The organism is Hymenobacter daeguensis (assembly GCF_054780555.1).
The window spans coordinates 630,799-649,222 of the sequence record NZ_BAAGWC010000001.1 but is presented as its reverse complement, the minus strand read 5'-3'; the positions used below and the strand labels follow the sequence as shown (position 1 = coordinate 649,222).

Genomic DNA, 18,424 nt, shown 5'->3' with positions numbered 1-18,424 from the left:
TTCTTCCCAATCCCACCCGCATGAAACGTGTCTTTCGATTTCTGACCCTGGCCGGCCTGCTGGCCGGCCGCGCGGCCCTGGCCCAAACCGCCCCGCCCAACGAGTGGGAAAACCCGCTGGCCGTGGACCAGGGCAAGGAGAAGCCCCACGCCAGCTTCATGGTGTACGACAAGGCGGCCGACGTGGCGGCCAACGACTACGCCCGCTCGCCCTGGTATCAGAGTCTGAACGGCACCTGGAAATTCAGCTACGTGGCCCGGCCCGACCAGCGGCCCACCACCTTCCAGCAGCCCGGCTTCGATGACGCGGGCTGGAAAACCATTCAGGTGCCGGCCAACTGGGAGCTGCAGGGCTTCGGCACCCCGATTTACACCAACATCACGTATCCGTTTCCGAAAAACCCGCCGTTCATCGACGGGCGCGACAACCCGGTGGGCAGCTACCGGCGCAGCTTCACGGTGCCGGCCGGGTGGGCCGGGCGGGAAGTCCTGCTCAGCTTCGGCTCGATTTCGGGCTACGCGGTGGTGTTCGTGAACGGGCAGCGCGTGGGCATGAGCAAGGTGGCCAAGTCGCCGGCCGAGTTCGACATCACGCAGTACCTCCGGCCCGGCGAGAACACGCTGGCCGTGCAGGTATTCCGCTGGCACGACGGCAGCTACCTCGAAGACCAGGACTTCTGGCGCCTCTCCGGCCTCGACCGCGACGTGTATCTCTACAGCCTGCCCAAGCAAACCATCTGGGACTTCTTCACCCACGCCGGCCTCGACCCCAGCTACAAAAACGGCCAGTTTTCGGCCGATGTCACGCTGCGCAATTTCGCCACAACTCCTGCGGGCCCATCGCGCCTCACGGTAGAAGTTTTGGACCCCAGCGGCAAAACCGTGCTGCGCCAGCAGCAGTCGATTCCTTCGGTGGCAGGCAACGTCAACCCGCCCGCCAGCGGCACCCAGCTGGTGAAACTCAGCGGGACCATCCGCAACGTGCGGCCCTGGAGCGCCGAAATCCCCACGCTCTACCAGTGCCGCCTCACGCTGGCAGACGCCCAGGGCCAGGCGCTTGCCGTGACGGGCTGCGCCGTGGGCTTCCGCACCGTCGAAATCAAAAACGCCCAGCTGCTGGTGAACGGCCGGCCCGTGGAGGTGCACGGCGTGAACCGCCACGAGCTGGAGCCCACCACCGGCCGCGTGGTGACCGAAGCCGGCATGCGGAAAGATTTGGAGCTGATGAAGTTGTTCAACATCAACGCCATCCGCAGCTGCCACTACCCCGACGACGAGCGGTGGCTGCGCCTCTGCGACGAGCTGGGCTTCTACCTCGTGGATGAGGCCAACATCGAAACCCACGGCATGGGCGCCGAACTGCAGGGCGGCTTCGACAAGAGCAAGCACCCGGCCTACCTGCCGCAGTGGGCCCCTGCGCACCGCGACCGCATTGAGCGGCTGGTGGAGCGCGACAAGAACCATGCCTCGGTCATCATCTGGAGCATGGGCAACGAGTGCGGCAACGGCCCCGTGTTCCACGAGGCCTATACCTGGCTCAAGCAGCGCGACCCGAGCCGCCCCGTGCAGTTCGAGCAGGCCGGCGAGGACGTGGACACCGACATCGTGTGTCCGATGTACCCCGGCATGGGCTCGATGAAGCGCTACGCCGAAGCCACCGACAAAACCCGGCCCTACATCATGTGCGAATACTCGCACGCCATGGGCAACAGCAACGGCAACTTTCAGGAATACTGGGACTTGATTCGGGCCACGCCGCGCATGCAGGGCGGCTTCATCTGGGATTGGGTCGACCAGGGCCTGCTGGCCAGCAACTACGGCCTGCCCTACTTCGGCTACGGCGGCGACTTCGGCGCCTTCAACCGCCAGAACGACGAAAACTTCTGCGCCAACGGCCTCGTGGCCGCCGACCGCACCCCGCACCCCGGCCTGTGGGAGGTGAAAAAGGTGTACCAGGACATCCGCTTCAGCGCCGCGCAGCCGGCTTCGGGCCGCATCACGGTCACGAACGGCTTCTCGTTCCGCGACCTGCGCAACTACGCCTTCCGCTGGGAAGTGCTGAAAAACGGCGCGGTGGTGAAGGACGGCTCTTTCACTGCCAAAGCCGCCGCCGGCCAGCAGCAGAACGTGCAGCTGCCCCTGCCCAGGCTGGCTTCGGAAGCCGGCGCCGAGTACGTGCTCAACGTATTCGCCACCACCCGCACCGCCCAGCCGCTGGTGCCCGCCGGCCACGAGGTAGCCCGCGAGCAGTTCCGCCTCACGCCCGAGGACGCGTATTTCGCCCGGCCCGCCGTGGCGGCCAGCGGCCTGCAAATCAAGCGCGACGGCGACCGGCTGACGTTTACGGCGGGCGACATCAGCGGCGAGTTCAACACCGCGCAGGGCCGGCTGAGCAGCTACCGGCGCGGCACCGAGCAGGTTATCAACCAGTACCCGGAGCCCTATTTCTGGCGCGCGCCGACGGATAACGACTTCGGCAACGGCATGCCGCAGCGGCTGGGCGTGTGGCGCACGGCCCACGCGGCCCGGCAGGTGCAGCGCGTCACGGTGGGGGAGGAGTCGGCCGCCGGCCTGCCCATCAAGTTCGAATACCTGCTCACGGATATCAACGTGCCCTACACCGTGGCCTACCTCGTCCAGCCCGACGGCGCGCTGCAAGTGACGGCCGCCATCGACCTGGCCGGCCGCGAGCTGCCCGAGCTGCCGCGCTTCGGCATGCGGCTGGAGCTGCCCGGCCGCTACCAGCAGCTGGCCTACTACGGCCGCGGCCCGTGGGAAAACTACCAGGACCGCAACACTGCCAGCTTCCTGGGCCTGTTCCGCGACTCGGTGCGCAACCAGTTTCTCAACAACTACATCCGCCCCCAGGAGGGCGGCTACCACACCGATACCCGCTGGCTCACTCTCACCAACGCCGCCGGCCAGGGCTTGCGCGTCGAAGGTGCCCAGGCCCTCAGCTTCAGCGCCCTCGATGTCCGCACCGAAGAGTTAGACCCCGGCCTCAGCAAGAAGCAGCAGCACACCAGCGACGTGCGCCGCCACCCCGACCGCGTGTACCTGAGCGTGGACCTGAAGCAGCGCGGCGTCGGCGGCGACAACAGCTGGGGCGCCCTGCCCCACGACCCCTACCGCCTGCTCGCCAAGCAGTATAGCTACACCTACACCCTGCGCCTGGTGGATGAAAAAACGCCCCAACCGTAGGAGTAGCGCGGACTTTGTAGTCCGCGCCCCGCGCCGCTTCAACGATTTGCGAACGGCCCGGACGGTACGCCTGCAGGCGCCTAACTAAATAACCCTGATTCCCCTGATGCTCAACCTCCGCGCCCTGCTGCTCCTGCTCCTCAGCAGCTTCCTGCCGCTCCTCAGCACCCGCGCTCAAACGCCGGTGGGCCTGGGCTGGGCGAAGAATAACGTGAACGGCGCAGTGTTTCGCAAAAACTCCGTGGTGACCCAGGGCCGCGACCAGTACGTAGCCTACTACGACTCGGCCGCCTACGTGGTGCTGGCCAAACGGCGGCTGCCGGCCGGGCCCTGGCAGGTGCAACGCACGCCCTACCAGGGCCATGTGCAGGACGCCCACAACATCATCAGCCTGCTGGTGGACGGCGCGGGCTACGTACACCTGTCCTTCGACCACCACAACAACCCCCTGCGCTACTGCCGCGGCAAGGCCCCCGGCTCGCTGGAAATGGGCCCGCTCCAGCCCATGACCGGCCAGCAGGAGCAGAAGGTGAGCTACCCCGAATTCCACCGCTTCCCCGGCGGCGACCTGCTGTTTATGTACCGCGACGGCGGCTCCGGCAACGGCAACCTCGTGCTGAACCGCTACAGCCCGAAAACCCAGCAGTGGACCCGCCTGCACAGCGTCCTCATCGACGGCGAGGGCCAGCGCAACGCCTACTGGCAGGCCTGCATCGATGCGCGGGGCACCATCCACGTGTCTTGGGTGTGGCGCGAAAGCCCCAACGTGGCCTCCAACCACGACATGGCCTACGCCTGCTCGAAGGATGGCGGCCGCACCTGGCAGCGCAGCACCGGCGAGCAGTACGCCCTTCCCATCACCGAGAAAACCGCCGAGTACGCCGCCCGCATCCCCCAAAACAGCGAGCTGATTAACCAGACCAGCATCACCACCGATGCGCAGGGGCAGCCCTACATCGCCACTTACTGGCGCCCGGCCGGCACCCAGGTGCCCCAGTACCAGCTCATTTTCCGCGCCGGCCACACCTGGAAAACCGCCCAAATCAGCCAGCGCACCACGCCCTTCAGCCTGAGCGGCGTGGGCACCAAGAAGATTCCGATTGCCCGCCCGCAGCTGCTGGTTTCGACCACCAAGGGCCGCACCGCCGCCTACCTGCTCTACCGCGATGCCGAGCGCCAGGCCCGCGCCTCCGTGCTACAGTGCCGCGACCTCGCCCAGAACCAGTGGACGCCCGCCGACCTCACCGCCACCTCCGTGGGCAACTGGGAGCCCAGCTACGACACCGAGCGCTGGAAAAACGAGGGCATCCTGAGCCTGTTCGTGCAGCGCACCGGCCAGGGCGATGGCGAAACCCTCGAAAACCTGCCCCCGCAGCACGTGTACGTGCTCGACTGGCAGCCCGGCCAGGCGGTAGTGCCTCTGCATATCGGCGCTGTCATCCGCCGTTTCCATCTCGATGGCAATGCGCGGGTACGCGAAGCCGCGGGCGGTGCCACACAACCTGTCGCCGGGGCCACCATCACCGCTACTGGCCCCGCTGGCAGGACCTCGACCACTACCAGCGGCCCCGATGGAAAATTCACTCTTGAGTTAGACTCGGCAACGGACTATACCGTCCGGGCTGAGCGTCCCGGTTATTTTATAGCGAAGGCCACTGTAAGCACCAAGGAGGCGCACAATCCCGGGCCTGATGCCGTCGTGATTCCTATGGATATAACAATGAGCGTGATACATCGGATTGTGGATTTCACATTGCCGGATGTGCACTACGCCTATGGCAAGTTCAACGTTCGTCCGGATGCCGCTGCGTTCCTCGATACGCTGGTACGCATACTCGCCAATTATCCCAACGTCCGCCTTGAGCTGGATGCACACGCTGACCAGCGCGAACGTGGCACGGCTGCTGGCAGCCTTACGCTTTCGCAGCAACGCTCCCAGGCCGTAGTGAGCTATCTGGTGAGCAAGGGCATTGACCCATCACGCCTCACAACCAAAAGCTACGGCGCCACCCGTCCCATCGTGCGCCACCCAACAACTGAAGCCGACTTTCAGCGCAACTGCCGCACCGAATTTATGATTCTGAAAAGGGCCAGGTAATTCGGCGGCTTTGCTGCGAGTGCCACCGGATTTAAATCCCCGTTCTGTTTCTGCCAGAAAGCGGCTTTAGTTGGCGGCAGCTGCTTCGGCTTGGCCACGCCTCGGGTTTGAGCTGTTATTGAATAAAAAAGCAGGCTCACTCAGAAAGGCTACTTCGCGAAACGGAACGAACCGTAGTACCGGTGACCTGCCGGGCCGCAAAACGGCTGATTTTACTCGCCGGCCGAAGCCACGGGCCGCTCGGCAGCGGGAGCGGCTAGCTCGCGTACCTGCGATTGGACCTGCACCCGCACCTGACAGCAGTATTTTTCGTGCCCTGCGCGCACTTTTACTGTGGGTGGTTTTCATCGGCTCGGCGCTACTTTTATCCCGATGACCTTTCCGCTTCAGTTTGGCCTGGTGTTGCTGCTGCTGGGCCTGGGCATGGGCTACAGCATTCGGGCGGGTAAGCTCACCCCCGCCGCTGCCGCAACCGGCGGCTTGCTGGGGCTGCTTATCTTTCTCGGGTCCGGCTTCACGGGGCTGGCGCTGCTGGCGCTCTTTTTTGCCCTGGGCACGGCTGCCTCGGCCTGGAAGGTGGCCGACAAACACCGCCTGGGCCTGGCCGAAGAAAACCAGGGCCGTCGCACGGCCGGCCAGGTGCTGGCCAATGCCGGCGTGGCCGGCCTGCTGGGGCTGCTGGGCTGGCTGATGCCGGCCCACGCCCCGCTGTTGCGGCTCATGCTGGCCGGTAGCTTCGCCGCCGCCGCTGCCGATACCCTGGCCTCGGAGCTGGGCAACGTTTACGGCCGCCGGTACTACAACATCCTTACCCTGCGCCCCGACACCCGGGGCCTGAACGGGGTGGTCAGCCTGGAAGGCACGCTGCTGGGCGCGGCGGGCAGCGCCCTGCTGGCCGCAGTGCACGGCCTGAGCTACGGCTGGGGCCCGGCCTTTGGGTGGCTGCTGGTGGCCGGCACCGTCGGCAACCTGACCGATTCAGTGCTGGGAGCTACGCTGGAGCGGCGGCAGTACGTTTCGAATAATGCCGTTAACCTGCTCAACACGCTGGTGGGGGCGCTCACGGCCGGAGCCCTGGCACTGCTTGGCCGCTAGCGGGCCGGCGGTGCCGCCGGCCGTCAGGCCGCGATGCCTGCACAGGCGCGGTGCCAGGGGCTCATTGCCTGCGTCGCCGACATTTCCCGCCGCAGGGTGCTCACCTCGGTTTCCGAGCCCAGCAGGTTGGCCTGTGCCATGTCCACAATGTCCCGGGCCTGTGTAGTGACGGCCATCGTCGGCATATCGCCATCTACCAGGTGCCGCACCAGCTGCCACTCCACCAGCACCAGCTGGTCCTGCACCAGTTGTTTGTCAACCAGGGGTTCATCCAAAGCCAGGTAGAGCCTGACGCTGCGCCGCAGCCAGCGCATCCAGTGGGCACTGCCCGCGCGGGCAAAGAGGGCAAAGGAGGAAGGATACATGAGCAGGGTAGTTGCAGAGAATAATTGAATTTCTCTATAATTACTGTCCCGTTTTCAAAAGGTTGCGCTTTTCGGCTTTCCGGCCCGGCAAGCGGCCCCGGTACGATGATGCCATTAAGGCCAGGAGCAGATTCAGCTCGTGGGCGAAGTGAGCCCTGAGGCAGTGCCCGCACCCCAAAGGTGCGCGCTACGCGCCCGTCTGAAGCGGGCCGGCGCTGGATTCGTTAAAGAAGAAAGCGGTGGCCGGCGCCCATGCCCAGGCCCGGCCCGCCGTGCCGGCTGTTGCTCAGAGTTGTACCCGCCCTCGCCGATTCGCAACCCGATGATATTCTGGAAATAGCTGGCTGGTGAGCCGCAGACACCGGCGCTTGGTGCGGGGCTAACGCGCCGGGGCCAATTGCCGGATAACGGCGGCCCGGCAGCCAGGGCAGCGGAATAAAGAGCCAAAATTAAGAGGGATTGTGCTTGCCAGGCAATCGGTTACGCGAGCCATAATTTTTTTGCTGGTGCAAGCCATGAGCAAAAGCGCATGGTTTAGCCCGTTAGGTTGAAAATAAAATTCAAGAAAGGCAGCGCGAAAAAAATTAACATTGCCAATGAATTGCCGGGCGTAACAATGCCGTAATTTTGCATCGTGCTTCAACCAAAAAACTTGTTGGCAAAGCGCGGAGCGCTGCTTGGCAGAAGCCCGCGAGCAGACCGGAAGGTCTTCGTCGCTATCGGTTTTCCCGATTTTGCCTTTGGCATTTCCGTTGGTTTTTCTGATTGTTGCCCCGCCACCGTTTCGGATTCCGAAACGGTTTTTTTATGTCCGTTGCGTTTTAACTAGACCACCTCACTTTTCCTCAACTTCGGTATGGCACGTAAAGACCTGCTCGACATCGCAACCCTTCACCGTGAGGAAATCGAGTTCCTGCTCGACCAATCCACGTCTTTCAAAAAGCTGTTCACCCACTCGGTGAAGAAAATTCCTGCCCTCGAGGGCAAGTCCGTGCTCATGCTGTTCTACGAGGCCAGCACCCGCACGCACTCTTCCTTCGAAGTTGCGGCCAGGCGCCTCTCGGCGGAGGTCACGAACTTCGACGTCGCCCACTCCTCCATCACCAAGGGCGAGTCGGTGCGCGAGACGATTGAGACGCTCCAGGCCATGCGCACCGACTACATTGTGGTGCGCCACAGCCATCCCGGCCTGCCCGGCATGATTGCGCGGCAGACCACGGCCTCGGTCATCAACGCCGGCGACGGGGCGCACGAGCACCCCACCCAGGCCCTGCTCGATGCCTTCACCATCCGGGAGAAATTTCCCGACCCCCGGGGCAAAAAGGTCCTCATCATCGGGGATATTCTCCACTCGCGCGTCGCGCGCTCCACCAGCACGCTGCTCCAGAAGCTGGGCGTCGAGGTGGCGTACCTCGGCCCGGGCTCGCTGGTGCCCAAGTACGTGCCGGCCAGCATCCCGCGCTTCACCGACTACGAGGCGGCCATGGCCTGGGCACCCGATGTGGTGTACCTGCTCCGGGTGCAGCTGGAGCGGCAGGACGTGCAGTTTTTCCCCAGCGTGCGCGAATACCACCGGGTGTACGGCATCACCACCGCCCGGCTGGCGGAAATCCGCGACAAGGGCCTCTACATCATGCACCCCGGCCCCGTAAACCGGGGCGTGGAGCTGTGCGATGCCGTGATGGACTACGAGCGCAGCCTCATCACCAACCAGGTCGAAAACGGCATCTCCATTCGCATGGCCGTGCTCGACTGGCTCACGCCGGGCGGGGAGTTTCCGAAGCAGGAATCGACTTACGCCACGCGGCAGCGGGCCGGCGCGCCGGTGATTTTGCCCTGACGTACCGCCCGCGCCGGCTGACTCCTTTTTAAACCTCCCACTCCCATAACCCTTGCGGTTTACAGCAATTATTACCCCATGCTTCTCCTTCAAAACGCCCGCATTGCCTCCGAAAATTCACCCGTGCTTGTCGAGGGCGATGTCCTGATTGTCGAAGGAAAAATTCAGGACATCGGCAGCAGCCTGGCCATCCCGGCGGGTGCCCGCGTCATCGACGCGCGCGGCCGGGTGCTGATGCCGGGCATGTTCGATGCCCACGTCCATTTCCGCGCCCCCGGCTTCGAGAACAAGGAAACCATCACCACGGGCAGCGAGGCAGCCATCAACGGCGGCGTAACCGGCGTGGTGATGATGCCCAACACCAGCCCGGCCCTCGACTCGGCTACGGCCGTGGACAACGTGCTGGAAAACGCCAAGCACCGGTCCCGCATTCCGGTGTACACCTCCGGCTGCGTCACCAAAAACCGCGAAGGCAAGGAGCTGGCGGGCATTGAGGGCATGCGTCAGCTCGGCGTGAAAATGCTCACCGACGACGGCGACACCACCAACGACCCGGCGGTGCTGCTGCGGGCGATGCAGTACGCCACCGAGTTTGGGATGTTTTTCGCCAGCCACTGCGAGGTGCCGGAGCTGGCCGGCCCGCGCGCCCTCAACGAAGGCGTGATGAGCTACCGGCTGGGCATCAAGGGCTCGCCGGCGTGCGCCGAGGAAATCATCATCGACCGCGATATCCGCCTGGCGCACGCGGCGGGTGCGCACGTGCACATCCAGCACGTGTCGAGCAAGGTCGGCATGGAAACCATCCGCTGGTGGAAATCGCGCGGCGACGTGAAGGTGACGGCCGAAGTGACCCCGCACCACCTGCTGTTCACCGACGAGCACATCGGCGACTACGACACGAACTATAAGATGAACCCGCCGCTGCGCACGCAGGCCGATTGCGACGCGCTGCTCGAAGGGCTCAAGGAAGGCGTCTTCGACCTCATTGCCACCGACCACGCGCCGCACACGCCGTTCGAAAAAGCCCAGGATTTCATCAGCGCGCCCAACGGCATCACCGGCCTCGATACGGCCCTGGTCTCGCTCCACCACTTCTTCGTCGAGCCCGGCAAATTCGGGTGGGACCTGGTGGTGAAGCGCTACTCGGCCGAGCCCCGCCGCCTGATGGACCTGCCGGTTGCCGCCATCGAAATCGGTCAGGAGGCCAACTGCGTCCTGTTCGATACCGAGGCGGAAACGACTTTCACGCGGGATTTCATGAAATCCAAATCCCAGAACACGCCCTTCATCGACCAGACGCTGAAAGGCCGGGTCGACCTGGTGATTCTAGGTCCGGAAATCCTGCTGGAGCGCTAGCCCTTCGTGGCGCTGAGGCCCACCTCATCCTGGAATTCACCTCGAATTCCGGGATGAGGGGGGAGATGGAAGAAAGGCTCCCTGAAGTATCTTTCTCGCCCATTACCAGCATTTATGGCTCAGGAGAAATTAATTGCTTTTCTACAGCGTGGCGGCTTTATCAATGCAGCGCAGGCCGGTGAAATTGCGGGCAGCTTCACCTACCGAAGTCTGCACAAAAACGAGTTTCTGCTGCACGCTGACAGCGTTAGCGACGCCTATTTATTTCTGGACCGCGGGTTGTTGCGGGCCTTTGTGTATGACGCTGAAGGCAATGAAGTCACCACCGGCTTCTATTCGGGCGGGCAGGTGGCCTTCGAGGCCTCGTCTTTCTTTAACCGCACACCCTCGCAGCAGTACATGCAGGCCCTGACCGAGTGCGAAGGGTGGCTGGTGACCCATCAGCAGTTCAATGCGCTGTTTCATGCGCGGCCAGAGTTCCGGGAGTTCGGCCGTTCGGTTCTCGTGCGGACGCTGGCCGCCATGCAGGAACGAATGCTGGACCAAATCCGGGAAACGGCGACCGCCCGGTACGAGAAGCTCATGAAAGCCAGCCCCGAAGTGCTGCTGCACGCGCCCCTCAAGTACATTGCCTCGTACCTGGGCGTCACCGATACCTCGCTCAGCCGCATCCGCGGGGGCACCAAAGAAGCCCCGCATTAGCCGCCGGTCCTGCAGCTAGCGAGTCGTCATTTGGCTAAGCCGAGTATTGGAAGGTGCGCGGGGCGAGCCCTTCTGGCTCCCACGCTGGGCGTGAGGGCGCCGGTGCCGGTCTCAACCATTCGTTTTAACGCAGACCTGAAAACAGGTCAGGCGGGAAGCGCTGGGCGGCGCGTCGTCGGCTTCCACCGCCACGTTCAGAATAGGGCAGCCCGCGCGACTCCTGTTTATCGCGCTTGTAATCAAAAGGTTTCCTTCGGTTCCTTGAGTTGCTCCAGCAGGACGCCGGCCACAACCAGGCAGGCGATATCTACTCCCAGCCCAAACCGAAACGCGTGCACGTAGCTGGCAGCCTGGCCAGGCTGCCACAGCGAGAAAAACAGCCCGCCAATCACGGTAACCCCCAGCGCGGAGGACACCTGTTGAAACGTGGAGTACACCCCGGCCGCCCCCCCGGCAAAGCGAGCGGGCAGGCCGCGCAGGGCCACGTTCAGCAGCGAAGGCATGACCAGGCCGTTGCCCAGGCCGTAGAGCAGCAGCAGGGCTTTGAGCCCCGCCGTGGAAGCCGCAAACGCCGGCGCCCACCGCAGCTGGAGCGCCAGCGCCGTCAGCATCAGCAGCAGGCCGAACTGCAGCAGGCGCCGCCCGAAGCGGGCGATGTAGCGGATAGACACGTAGGACGACACCAGAAAGCCCGCTCCCAGAAAGAGGAACGTAGCGCCCGCCGCGTAGGAATCGACGTGCAAACCGCTCTGCAGATACACCGTGCTCATCAGCAAGAACGAGTTGTGCACGCTGAAGAAGAAAACCAGCACGCCCATCCCCAGATTGAAGGAGGGGTAGGCAAACAGGCCCACGTCCAACAGGGGATTGCCGCCCCGCCGGCCCAGCCGGGCTTGCTGCCCTACAAACCCGGCCAATACGCACACACCGCCTAGCAGCAAGGCCAGGCTCCAGCGGGGCCACCCCAGCTCGTGCCCCACGCCGAGCGGGTAAATCACGCCGACCAGCCCGGCCGTGAGCAGGGCCACTCCCCGGAAGTCGAAACGTTGGGTGCGGTTTGGCAGCGTCTCGGGCAGCAGGTGCCAGGCGGCCAGGGTGGCGGCTATGCCAATGGGCAGATTGACCAGAAACGTGAGCCGCCAGCCGGCCACGCCCCACGCCGTGCCCACCAGGTAGCCGCCTAAAAACAGCCCCAGCATAGAAGCCAGGCCCAGCGTGATGCCGTAGTAGCCAAAGGCCCGGTTGCGGGCCTGCGCCTCGGGAAAGTTTACCTGAATCAGGGCAATGGTTTGGGGCACCATGAAAGCGGCGGTAACCCCCTGCAGGAAGCGGTACAGCACCAGCTGGCCGATGCTGGGGGCCACGCCACACAGGCAGGACGCCAGGGTGAACAGCGCCAGGCCCGCGACAAAGATGCGCCGCCGGCCATACTGGTCGCCGGCCCGGCCGCCGGTGATGAGAAAGGCGGAAAAGCCCAGTAGGTAGCCGGCAATGACCAGCTCCAGGTCGGCCCCGCTGGCGTGCAGGTCGGTTCGGATGGCGGGCAGGGCCATGTTGACGATGAACACGTCGAGCACCGAGAGCAGCGGGGCCGTCAGGATAACGAGCAGCAGCAGCAAGCCGGACGGCGGCGCCGCTCCGGACTCGCTGGAAGCAGGGGAATCAACTAGCTGGCGCATGGCAGTGTGCGAACAGCGCGGGGGCTAACGCACCCCCTGGGCATCCACGCGCGCAAGCAGCGTCGCGAGTTTTCCATCCAGCGACTCCGCCACTTTCGTTATTTCGGCGTTGCCAAACTGCCCGAAAAGCGAGGAGGGCAGGTCGTACTCAACGCAGACTTGCTGATTGGGCGCCTCGTACACGAGCACGTGCAGCGGCGCATACAGGGCCGCCCGCATGTCGTGCTGCGTCATGGTCAGCGCAATGAGGGGGTTGCCAATGGCGTATTGCCTGGCCTTTCGCGACGCTCCGATGATGGCCAAGAGGGCCCCGTGGTCCTCGATTCCAAACAGGATTAACTCCTGCTCGCCTCCGAGCTGCTTCAGGTATGCCTCCACCAGGGCCGGCGCCGTTGCTACCTGGTCGAATATCGTCCGGTCAAGATGTCCCAGCGCAGCTTCCAGGTGCTGGGTAAAGCGGTCAAAGGAAGAGGCCACCTTCACGACCTGATGGCTGGCGGCGATGCTGTCGTTCATGAGGAATTGCAAGTAGGAAAAGGGGAGAAGGATGGATTACCCGGCGCCGGGAAAATGGTCTAGTGTGCTGCCTGGTCGGATTCCGCAATCAGCTCGGCCACCCGCTCATCGATAAATTCGGCTACTTTCTTCACTTCCGGATTGCCGAATTGCCCAAAAACCGAGGAAGGCAAATCATACTCCACCACTACCTGCTGGCTGTCGTCTTCATACACCAGCAGGTGCAGCGGCCCGTACAGCCCGGCCCGCATATCCAGCCGGGTCATTTTGGAGAGCGTCAGGGGATTGCCCAGGGCGTAGAGCTTGGCCTTGCGCGGGGCTCCTATTATCGTGAGCAGCAGGCCGTGGTCGACTTGCATGAACAGGAAACCGTGGCCATGCCGCTTGGCTAGCTCTGCTTCGACCATGGCCGGCTCGGTCCCGACTTTATCCATCAGGGCCCGGTCCAACGGGGGCAGGGCGGCTTCAATGTTGTGCGTGAATTGGTCGAAAGGCAGCTTTACGTGCACCACCTGGTGGCGTACCGGCGTGATTGTTTCCATGGTAATGGGGTTGTGAGATTCGAATAGAAAAGAAATTACAAGCCCTGCTTTTCCCGCCGCGCGGAGCCTTCGGTGAGCATCAGATGGGCAAGCTGCTCGGGCACATCAATCATCAGCCAGTGGCCGGCGGCAACGAAGTGCAGCTCCGGATACTTGAGGTGCGCCTGTAAGTTTTCCGCCAGCTGCGTGTGCAGGTCGGGGTCGTTTTCGCCCCAGATTATCTTGACGGGGATGTCGAGGGCCTCCACCTCGTAGAGCCGGCGGGTATTGCGCGCCACGGCGTCGTTGAACTGGGCCGTCAGCTGAGCGAAGGCCGGGCCGGCGCTGGGCTGCTGCCGGAAATTGTTATCGATGATGGTGCCGATAACTTCTTTGTTGTGAACTTTTTGCTTGTCGGTAAGGCCGTGCAAAAAATGGTCGCGCTGATAATAGAGCACCCAGCCAAACTGCTCCGGGCTTTGGAGCAGGGCCCGGCCAAAGTCCCTGAGGCTAGCGTTGGCAAACAGCTCAATAAACGCCGGGTAGCGCAGGGTAGGCGTTTGCGAATAGATGCAATTGAGAATGCAGAGCGAATGGACGTGCTGCGGGTAGTCCAGAGCAAAATCCATCGCGGCCATGCCCGAAGAGTCGTGGCCCACCGGCACGATTTTGCCCAGGTCCAGCGTCTCCACCACGGCGAGCAGGTCGCCGAACTGCTGCCGGAAGCTGTAGGTGGCGTCGGCCGGCTTCTCGGAAGCGCCGAAACCCAGAAAATCGAAGGCCACGACCCGGCGCCCGCCCGCAACGAGGTAGGGAATCAGCTCCGAATAAATCAGCAGATTGTCCGGAAAGCCGTGCATGAGCACAAAGGCTGGTCCGGCGCCGGCGTAATCACGCACGTAAATGCTACCCTTGTCCCGCGGGATGTGGTGCTCAATGAATGGGGGAGTTTCCATGCTAAACTGGATGAAGATGAAGTAGGGTGCTGGGTATGCGGGTAAATTCAGCTGCTGAAAGCGCTTAGTCCGGCCATCCGCGCGAAGGTGCCGCCACCAGGCCAGCCCCTTCCTCCTGCAATAGGAAAGGCGCTCCGCCTCCTTGCGGACAGCCGGACCACGGCCTTGCTAGGCGTGATTATCGACCAGCTGGCCGCCGGCAAAAGCCAGCAAGTCCCGGTTCAGGCGCTTTTTCTCGGTGAGAAACAGGCCGTGGGGCGCGCCTTCGTAGGGAATGAACTGCGCTTGCGGCACGAAATCGGGGACGCGGGCCCCGCCGGCGGCAATGGGCACAATCTTGTCTTCGCGGCCGTGAATCACGAGCGTAGGCACTTGGATGGTGGCCAGGTCCGCGCGAAAGTCGGTGGCGCTGTAGGCATGGATACATTCAGTGGTAGCGCGGGGCGAGGCCGTTTGGCAGATGCTCTGCATCCAATCCAAGGTGGGCTGGTCCACGGCGGGATTGAAGGGGCCGACGCCGAAAAAGAGCCTGGCAAAATCGGTCAGGAAGCCGAAGCGGTTGGCGTTAATGGCGCTTTCGAACATGTCGAAAATTTGCTGGGGCACCCCGTCCGGGCTGGCTTCGGACTGGAGTAAAAAGGGCGTCACCGCCGAGATGAAGGCCACTTTGGCCACCCGGGCGCCGTGGTGGCGGCTCATGTAGCGGGCCACCTCGCCGCCGCCCATGGAGAAGCCCACCAGTGTCACGTCCTGCAAGTCGAGGTGGTCGAGCACGGCCTTCAAATCATCGGCCATGGTGTCGTAGTCGTAGCCGTCCCAGGGATGGTCGGAAAGGCCGAAGCCGCGGCGGGTGTGGGCCACCACGCGGTAGCCGTGCTTGGGCAACTCGGCCAATTGGTATTCCCACATGGCGTGGGTGGCCGGCCAGCCGTGCATGAGCACGATGGCAGGGCCCTGGCCCAGGTCGGTGTAGTGGACGTGGAGGTCGTTGCCGGCGGCATCGGTGCCCGTTTTGATGTAGCGCATGATGAAAGTTGTAAGGGGGTGGTTGGAATGGTTTGGAAGCGCCTGGGATGGCCCGGCTCAGGTGGTGCTGCGCCGGTTGCCCGGGTTAGCTGAACTCGATGGCGCGCACGTCAATCGACACAATCAGCGGCTCGGGCTCGTGGGTCAAATCCGCGTTGCGGATAAAAATCCGGTGCTGGGTGGGCAGCGTGATGCCCGCCACCGTGGTGTGCTCCGAGAAGTAATGCGCCCCCGGCGTGCCGCCGTTAATGTCCACGTCGTAGTCGTGCCGGCGGATGAGGCCATCCTCCGCGACGTAATAGGTTTGCACCGGGCAGTGCGTGGCGATGGAGTCGGGGAAGGTGACCTGCATGCGCTGCCAGGTTTCGCCGTTTTCCTCCCAGGGCCCCAGCTCCGCAATCCGGCAGCCGGGCAGCGCGAAGGTGAAGGGAAACGTGAGGTAGTTCCACATGCCGTAGCCGATGAAGTACGCCAGCTGCGGCGGCGTCCAGGGCGTGTAGAGCGTGTGGCCGGCGAAGGACGCGCGTGGGTTCAGCAGTTCTTCTACCACCGCGCCGGCGGTGGTTTCGATGAGGACCCGGCCCGGCGTCACGGCGGTGCGGTGGTCGGGCGCGCCGAAGGGCCGGTGCGAGGTCCATTCGCGGTGCAGCTGCACGGTCACGGCCAACTCATGCGCCATGATTTCGGCCTGGCCCTTGATGCCCCACAGGCCGCCGCCGAACTTCGCTTTCACGGTCAGCCTCTCCAGCCGGTGCCAGCGTTCGAGGCCGCCGTGGGCCTCAATGGTTTTTCGCAACAAGCTATTCATACGGTGGCGGTGCCGCGCTTACAGGCTGTTGAGAATGCCTGCCAGCTCCGTGGGCTTGGCGAAAAAGGAGGTGTGGCCGCTGTCGATGGTGAATACTTTCACGACGTGGCCATTGGCCGCCACCATCTGTTTTTGCAGGCTGGTGCTCACGCCCACGTCCTTCAGCGTTTCGATGTAGTATTTGGGCACCCGGCCGAAGTTGGCGTCGGTCACGGCCGCCTTGGCCGTGAAGGGCTGCAAGGGCTCGGTACGGTGCCGCTCCACCACCATTTTCTTGATGTCGTCGGAGCAGTCAGACGCGAAAATGGGCACAATGGCCTCGGGCTTGATGGTGGCGCTCGACTTGTCGGCCGCCATCACCAGGTTGGGCCCAAACAGGCTGTTGGGGTCCGGGATGCCCAGCACGAACTGCCCATTCTGCGGGAGGAAGGCCGACAGGTACACCAGCTTGTCAATCTTGTTGGGGATGCTTTCGGCTACCTGGGTGATTACCATGCCCGCCAGGCTGTGGCCCACCAGCACCACCTTGCCCGGCTCCTTGTTGATGTAGGCCGACACCGTTTTCACGTAGTTGTCCATCGTGGCCTCGCCCAGGGGCGTCTGGTCGTCGCCGTGCGCCGGCAGGTCGAACACGATGACCTTGTTGCCGGCCTTTTCCAGCATCGGCTTCACTTTGTCCCAGGCGTACTTGCCCACCCAGGCCCCGTGCACCAGCACAAAGGTCTTCCTGGCTTTCTTTTCCGGCTTCAGCAGGGTGAACGAGGCCAGCACGAGGGCCAGGGCCAGCAGCGGGGCAGCCCAGAGGATTCTGGGTTTTAGGAGTTTGTTGTTTTTCATGGGGTTTTTAGGGGTAATGGTGGAAGAAATTCGGGCAGGCGGTGCCGAGCTGGCCCCTACCTGGGGGCAGCGTTTTGTGCGTGGTGGCGCAGGCGTAGCGAGGGGGCTGCGAGCGGTCAGCCTTGAGGCGTTTCGGGGCCGACCGGGTAACGGCCGTTGGAAGAAGCCGGGCCGGGCAGGTCTTTGTGGAAGGTGGCCAGCAGCAAGGCCGTGTCCCAGTAGAAAACGGTGAGCTCCGTCACCTTACCGTCCTTCAGGTGCCAGTGGTTCATAAACGGCATGGCGTAGGGGGCATTATTCCGCCGCAGCTGGGCCATGAGCTCCCCGGTGGCCACCACCACATCGTCCGGGGCCCCGTCGCGGGTGAAGTACTGAATGGATTCGGTGCGCAGGCTGGCCCAGGTTTGGGTGATGGCCGAGAATAGCTTGATGTAGCCGGCCCGGCCGTGGTAGATGCCCCCAAACGGCAAGGATTCCGGCACGTGGATTTGCACGTGCTCGTCGAGCAGGGGCAACACTTTGCTTAAATTATTTTCCTGGATACGATGGTAGATACCTTCAATGATTTGCTTGGAAGTCGACATACCGCAGGATAGGAAGGAGTGATTCTTACGCCGGATAAATCAAGGGTTGTGCCACCCACTTTTCAAACCTTCGTGCAGCTGTAGCGCAGTAATTTAATAGGATATAACACGTTGTAATTAAGGTAATTGACTTGCTTTGTGCGGTGACTGCATTGTGTTTGCTGACGTATTCCGGGAAGACGCTTCGCTGGAGTAATCCAGGAATTCTGGATAGGTACAGCAAGGTTTCTGGATACTTAGCGGGGGTTGGGCAATTAGGGTTAACCCCAATTGCCCAACCCCCGCTAAGCTCATCGCCTGCTAAGCTGAGGTGAAGCAGCAGCGAGCAACTGGCAGAAATGCAGGATGACTTTTGCCCAAGACCTTGGCCCTCTCAACAAAGCAAAATAGGCCTTTAAAACAAAGTAGGCGCTTTTAGGGAAAGCTACCTTTGCCCTAACAAAAACAACCCCATGATAGACCACGTCATCCTCCCCGTTAACAATTTTGAACGCTCCGTTCCTTTTTACACCCAGGTGCTGAAACCCCTTGGCATCGCCATGACAATGGACTTCAAAGGCGAGAGCGGCCACCCCGATTTGAAGGGTTTTGGCGATGGCAAAACCATCTTCTTTTGGTTGAAAGAAGGCCAGGCCAGTGCCAATGGCCTGCATGTTGGGTTCGTAGCGAAAGACCATGCAACGGTTGACGCGTTCCACGAAGCTGCGGTGGCCGAGGGCGCGCAGAGCAAGGAAGCACCACGGGTTTTCCCGGAATACTATCCCGGCTATTACGCAGCCTGGATAATAGACCCCGATGGCTATGAAATCGAACTAGTTCATAAAAGCTGAATCCTCTTTCC

16 protein-coding genes are annotated in these 18,424 nt (G+C 62.8%); 7 read left to right on the top strand and 9 right to left on the bottom strand.

The features are described from left to right. The first annotated feature begins 20 nt into the window (after window positions 1-20). The 3 genes from lacZ to ACYVHT_RS02795 all read left to right on the top strand — a co-directional run bounded on the left by lacZ (window position 21) and on the right by ACYVHT_RS02795 (window position 6,393). On the top strand, window positions 21-3,200 hold the full coding sequence (gene lacZ, locus ACYVHT_RS02805) for a beta-galactosidase, LacZ type (protein WP_460547716.1): 3,180 nt from the start codon (window positions 21-23) through the stop codon (window positions 3,198-3,200). 106 nt (window positions 3,201-3,306) lie between these two features. Beyond that, window positions 3,307-5,298, top strand: coding sequence for a BNR-4 repeat-containing protein (locus ACYVHT_RS02800; protein ID WP_460547713.1), 1,992 nt, complete (start codon window positions 3,307-3,309; stop codon window positions 5,296-5,298). 372 nt (window positions 5,299-5,670) lie between these two features. Continuing rightward, window positions 5,671-6,393: a DUF92 domain-containing protein gene (locus ACYVHT_RS02795; protein ID WP_460547711.1), complete on the top strand. Its 723-nt coding sequence runs from the start codon at window positions 5,671-5,673 to the stop codon at window positions 6,391-6,393. A 23-nt stretch (window positions 6,394-6,416) separates the two neighbouring features. Here ACYVHT_RS02795 and ACYVHT_RS02790 read toward each other — a convergent pair whose 3' ends face one another. Continuing rightward, the gene (locus ACYVHT_RS02790) at window positions 6,417-6,758 is read right to left on the bottom strand and encodes a hypothetical protein (protein WP_460547709.1); all 342 of its coding nucleotides are present in this window, start codon (window positions 6,756-6,758) and stop codon (window positions 6,417-6,419) included. A gap of 856 nt (window positions 6,759-7,614) precedes the next feature. On the opposite strand from ACYVHT_RS02790, the gene ACYVHT_RS02785 reads away from it, so the two are divergent. The 3 genes from ACYVHT_RS02785 (at window position 7,615) to ACYVHT_RS02775 (ending at window position 10,656) form a co-directional block, all read left to right on the top strand. Next, the gene (locus ACYVHT_RS02785) at window positions 7,615-8,598 is read left to right on the top strand and encodes an aspartate/ornithine carbamoyltransferase family protein (protein ID WP_460547707.1); all 984 of its coding nucleotides are present in this window, start codon (window positions 7,615-7,617) and stop codon (window positions 8,596-8,598) included. A 78-nt stretch (window positions 8,599-8,676) separates the two neighbouring features. Further along, window positions 8,677-9,954: a dihydroorotase gene (locus ACYVHT_RS02780; protein ID WP_460547705.1), complete on the top strand. Its 1,278-nt coding sequence runs from the start codon at window positions 8,677-8,679 to the stop codon at window positions 9,952-9,954. 114 nt (window positions 9,955-10,068) lie between these two features. After that, window positions 10,069-10,656 carry a Crp/Fnr family transcriptional regulator gene (locus ACYVHT_RS02775; RefSeq protein ID WP_460547703.1) on the top strand — a complete coding sequence of 196 codons (588 nt, stop codon included), beginning with the start codon at window positions 10,069-10,071 and terminating at the stop codon, window positions 10,654-10,656. A gap of 239 nt (window positions 10,657-10,895) precedes the next feature. On the opposite strand, the gene ACYVHT_RS02770 is transcribed toward ACYVHT_RS02775, so the two are convergent. From ACYVHT_RS02770 to ACYVHT_RS02735, 8 genes are all read right to left on the bottom strand, one after another. Beyond that, complete coding sequence (locus ACYVHT_RS02770) at window positions 10,896-12,335, bottom strand: MFS transporter (protein ID WP_460547701.1); 1,440 nt, start codon at window positions 12,333-12,335, stop codon at window positions 10,896-10,898. Window positions 12,336-12,359: 24 nt separating this feature from the next. Then, the gene (locus tag ACYVHT_RS02765; RefSeq protein WP_460547699.1) at window positions 12,360-12,851 is read right to left on the bottom strand and encodes a DUF302 domain-containing protein; all 492 of its coding nucleotides are present in this window, start codon (window positions 12,849-12,851) and stop codon (window positions 12,360-12,362) included. A 59-nt stretch (window positions 12,852-12,910) separates the two neighbouring features. After that, complete coding sequence (locus ACYVHT_RS02760) at window positions 12,911-13,393, bottom strand: DUF302 domain-containing protein (RefSeq protein ID WP_460547697.1); 483 nt, start codon at window positions 13,391-13,393, stop codon at window positions 12,911-12,913. Between the two features lie 35 nt (window positions 13,394-13,428). Next, on the bottom strand, window positions 13,429-14,328 hold the full coding sequence (locus tag ACYVHT_RS02755) for an alpha/beta fold hydrolase (RefSeq protein ID WP_460547695.1): 900 nt from the start codon (window positions 14,326-14,328) through the stop codon (window positions 13,429-13,431). 168 nt (window positions 14,329-14,496) lie between these two features. Continuing rightward, complete coding sequence (locus tag ACYVHT_RS02750) at window positions 14,497-15,354, bottom strand: alpha/beta fold hydrolase (protein ID WP_460547693.1); 858 nt, start codon at window positions 15,352-15,354, stop codon at window positions 14,497-14,499. Window positions 15,355-15,439: 85 nt separating this feature from the next. Then, window positions 15,440-16,162: a hypothetical protein gene (locus ACYVHT_RS02745; RefSeq protein ID WP_460547691.1), complete on the bottom strand. Its 723-nt coding sequence runs from the start codon at window positions 16,160-16,162 to the stop codon at window positions 15,440-15,442. An 18-nt stretch (window positions 16,163-16,180) separates the two neighbouring features. After that, window positions 16,181-16,999 carry an alpha/beta fold hydrolase gene (locus tag ACYVHT_RS02740; protein WP_460547689.1) on the bottom strand — a complete coding sequence of 273 codons (819 nt, stop codon included), beginning with the start codon at window positions 16,997-16,999 and terminating at the stop codon, window positions 16,181-16,183. 116 nt (window positions 17,000-17,115) lie between these two features. Next, window positions 17,116-17,583, bottom strand: coding sequence for a nuclear transport factor 2 family protein (locus tag ACYVHT_RS02735; protein WP_460547687.1), 468 nt, complete (start codon window positions 17,581-17,583; stop codon window positions 17,116-17,118). 452 nt (window positions 17,584-18,035) lie between these two features. Here ACYVHT_RS02735 and ACYVHT_RS02730 point away from each other — a divergent pair, with 452 nt between their 5' ends. Continuing rightward, window positions 18,036-18,413, top strand: a complete 378-nt coding sequence (locus ACYVHT_RS02730; RefSeq protein WP_460547685.1) for a VOC family protein — start codon at window positions 18,036-18,038, stop codon at window positions 18,411-18,413. Window positions 18,414-18,424 lie beyond the last annotated feature (11 nt).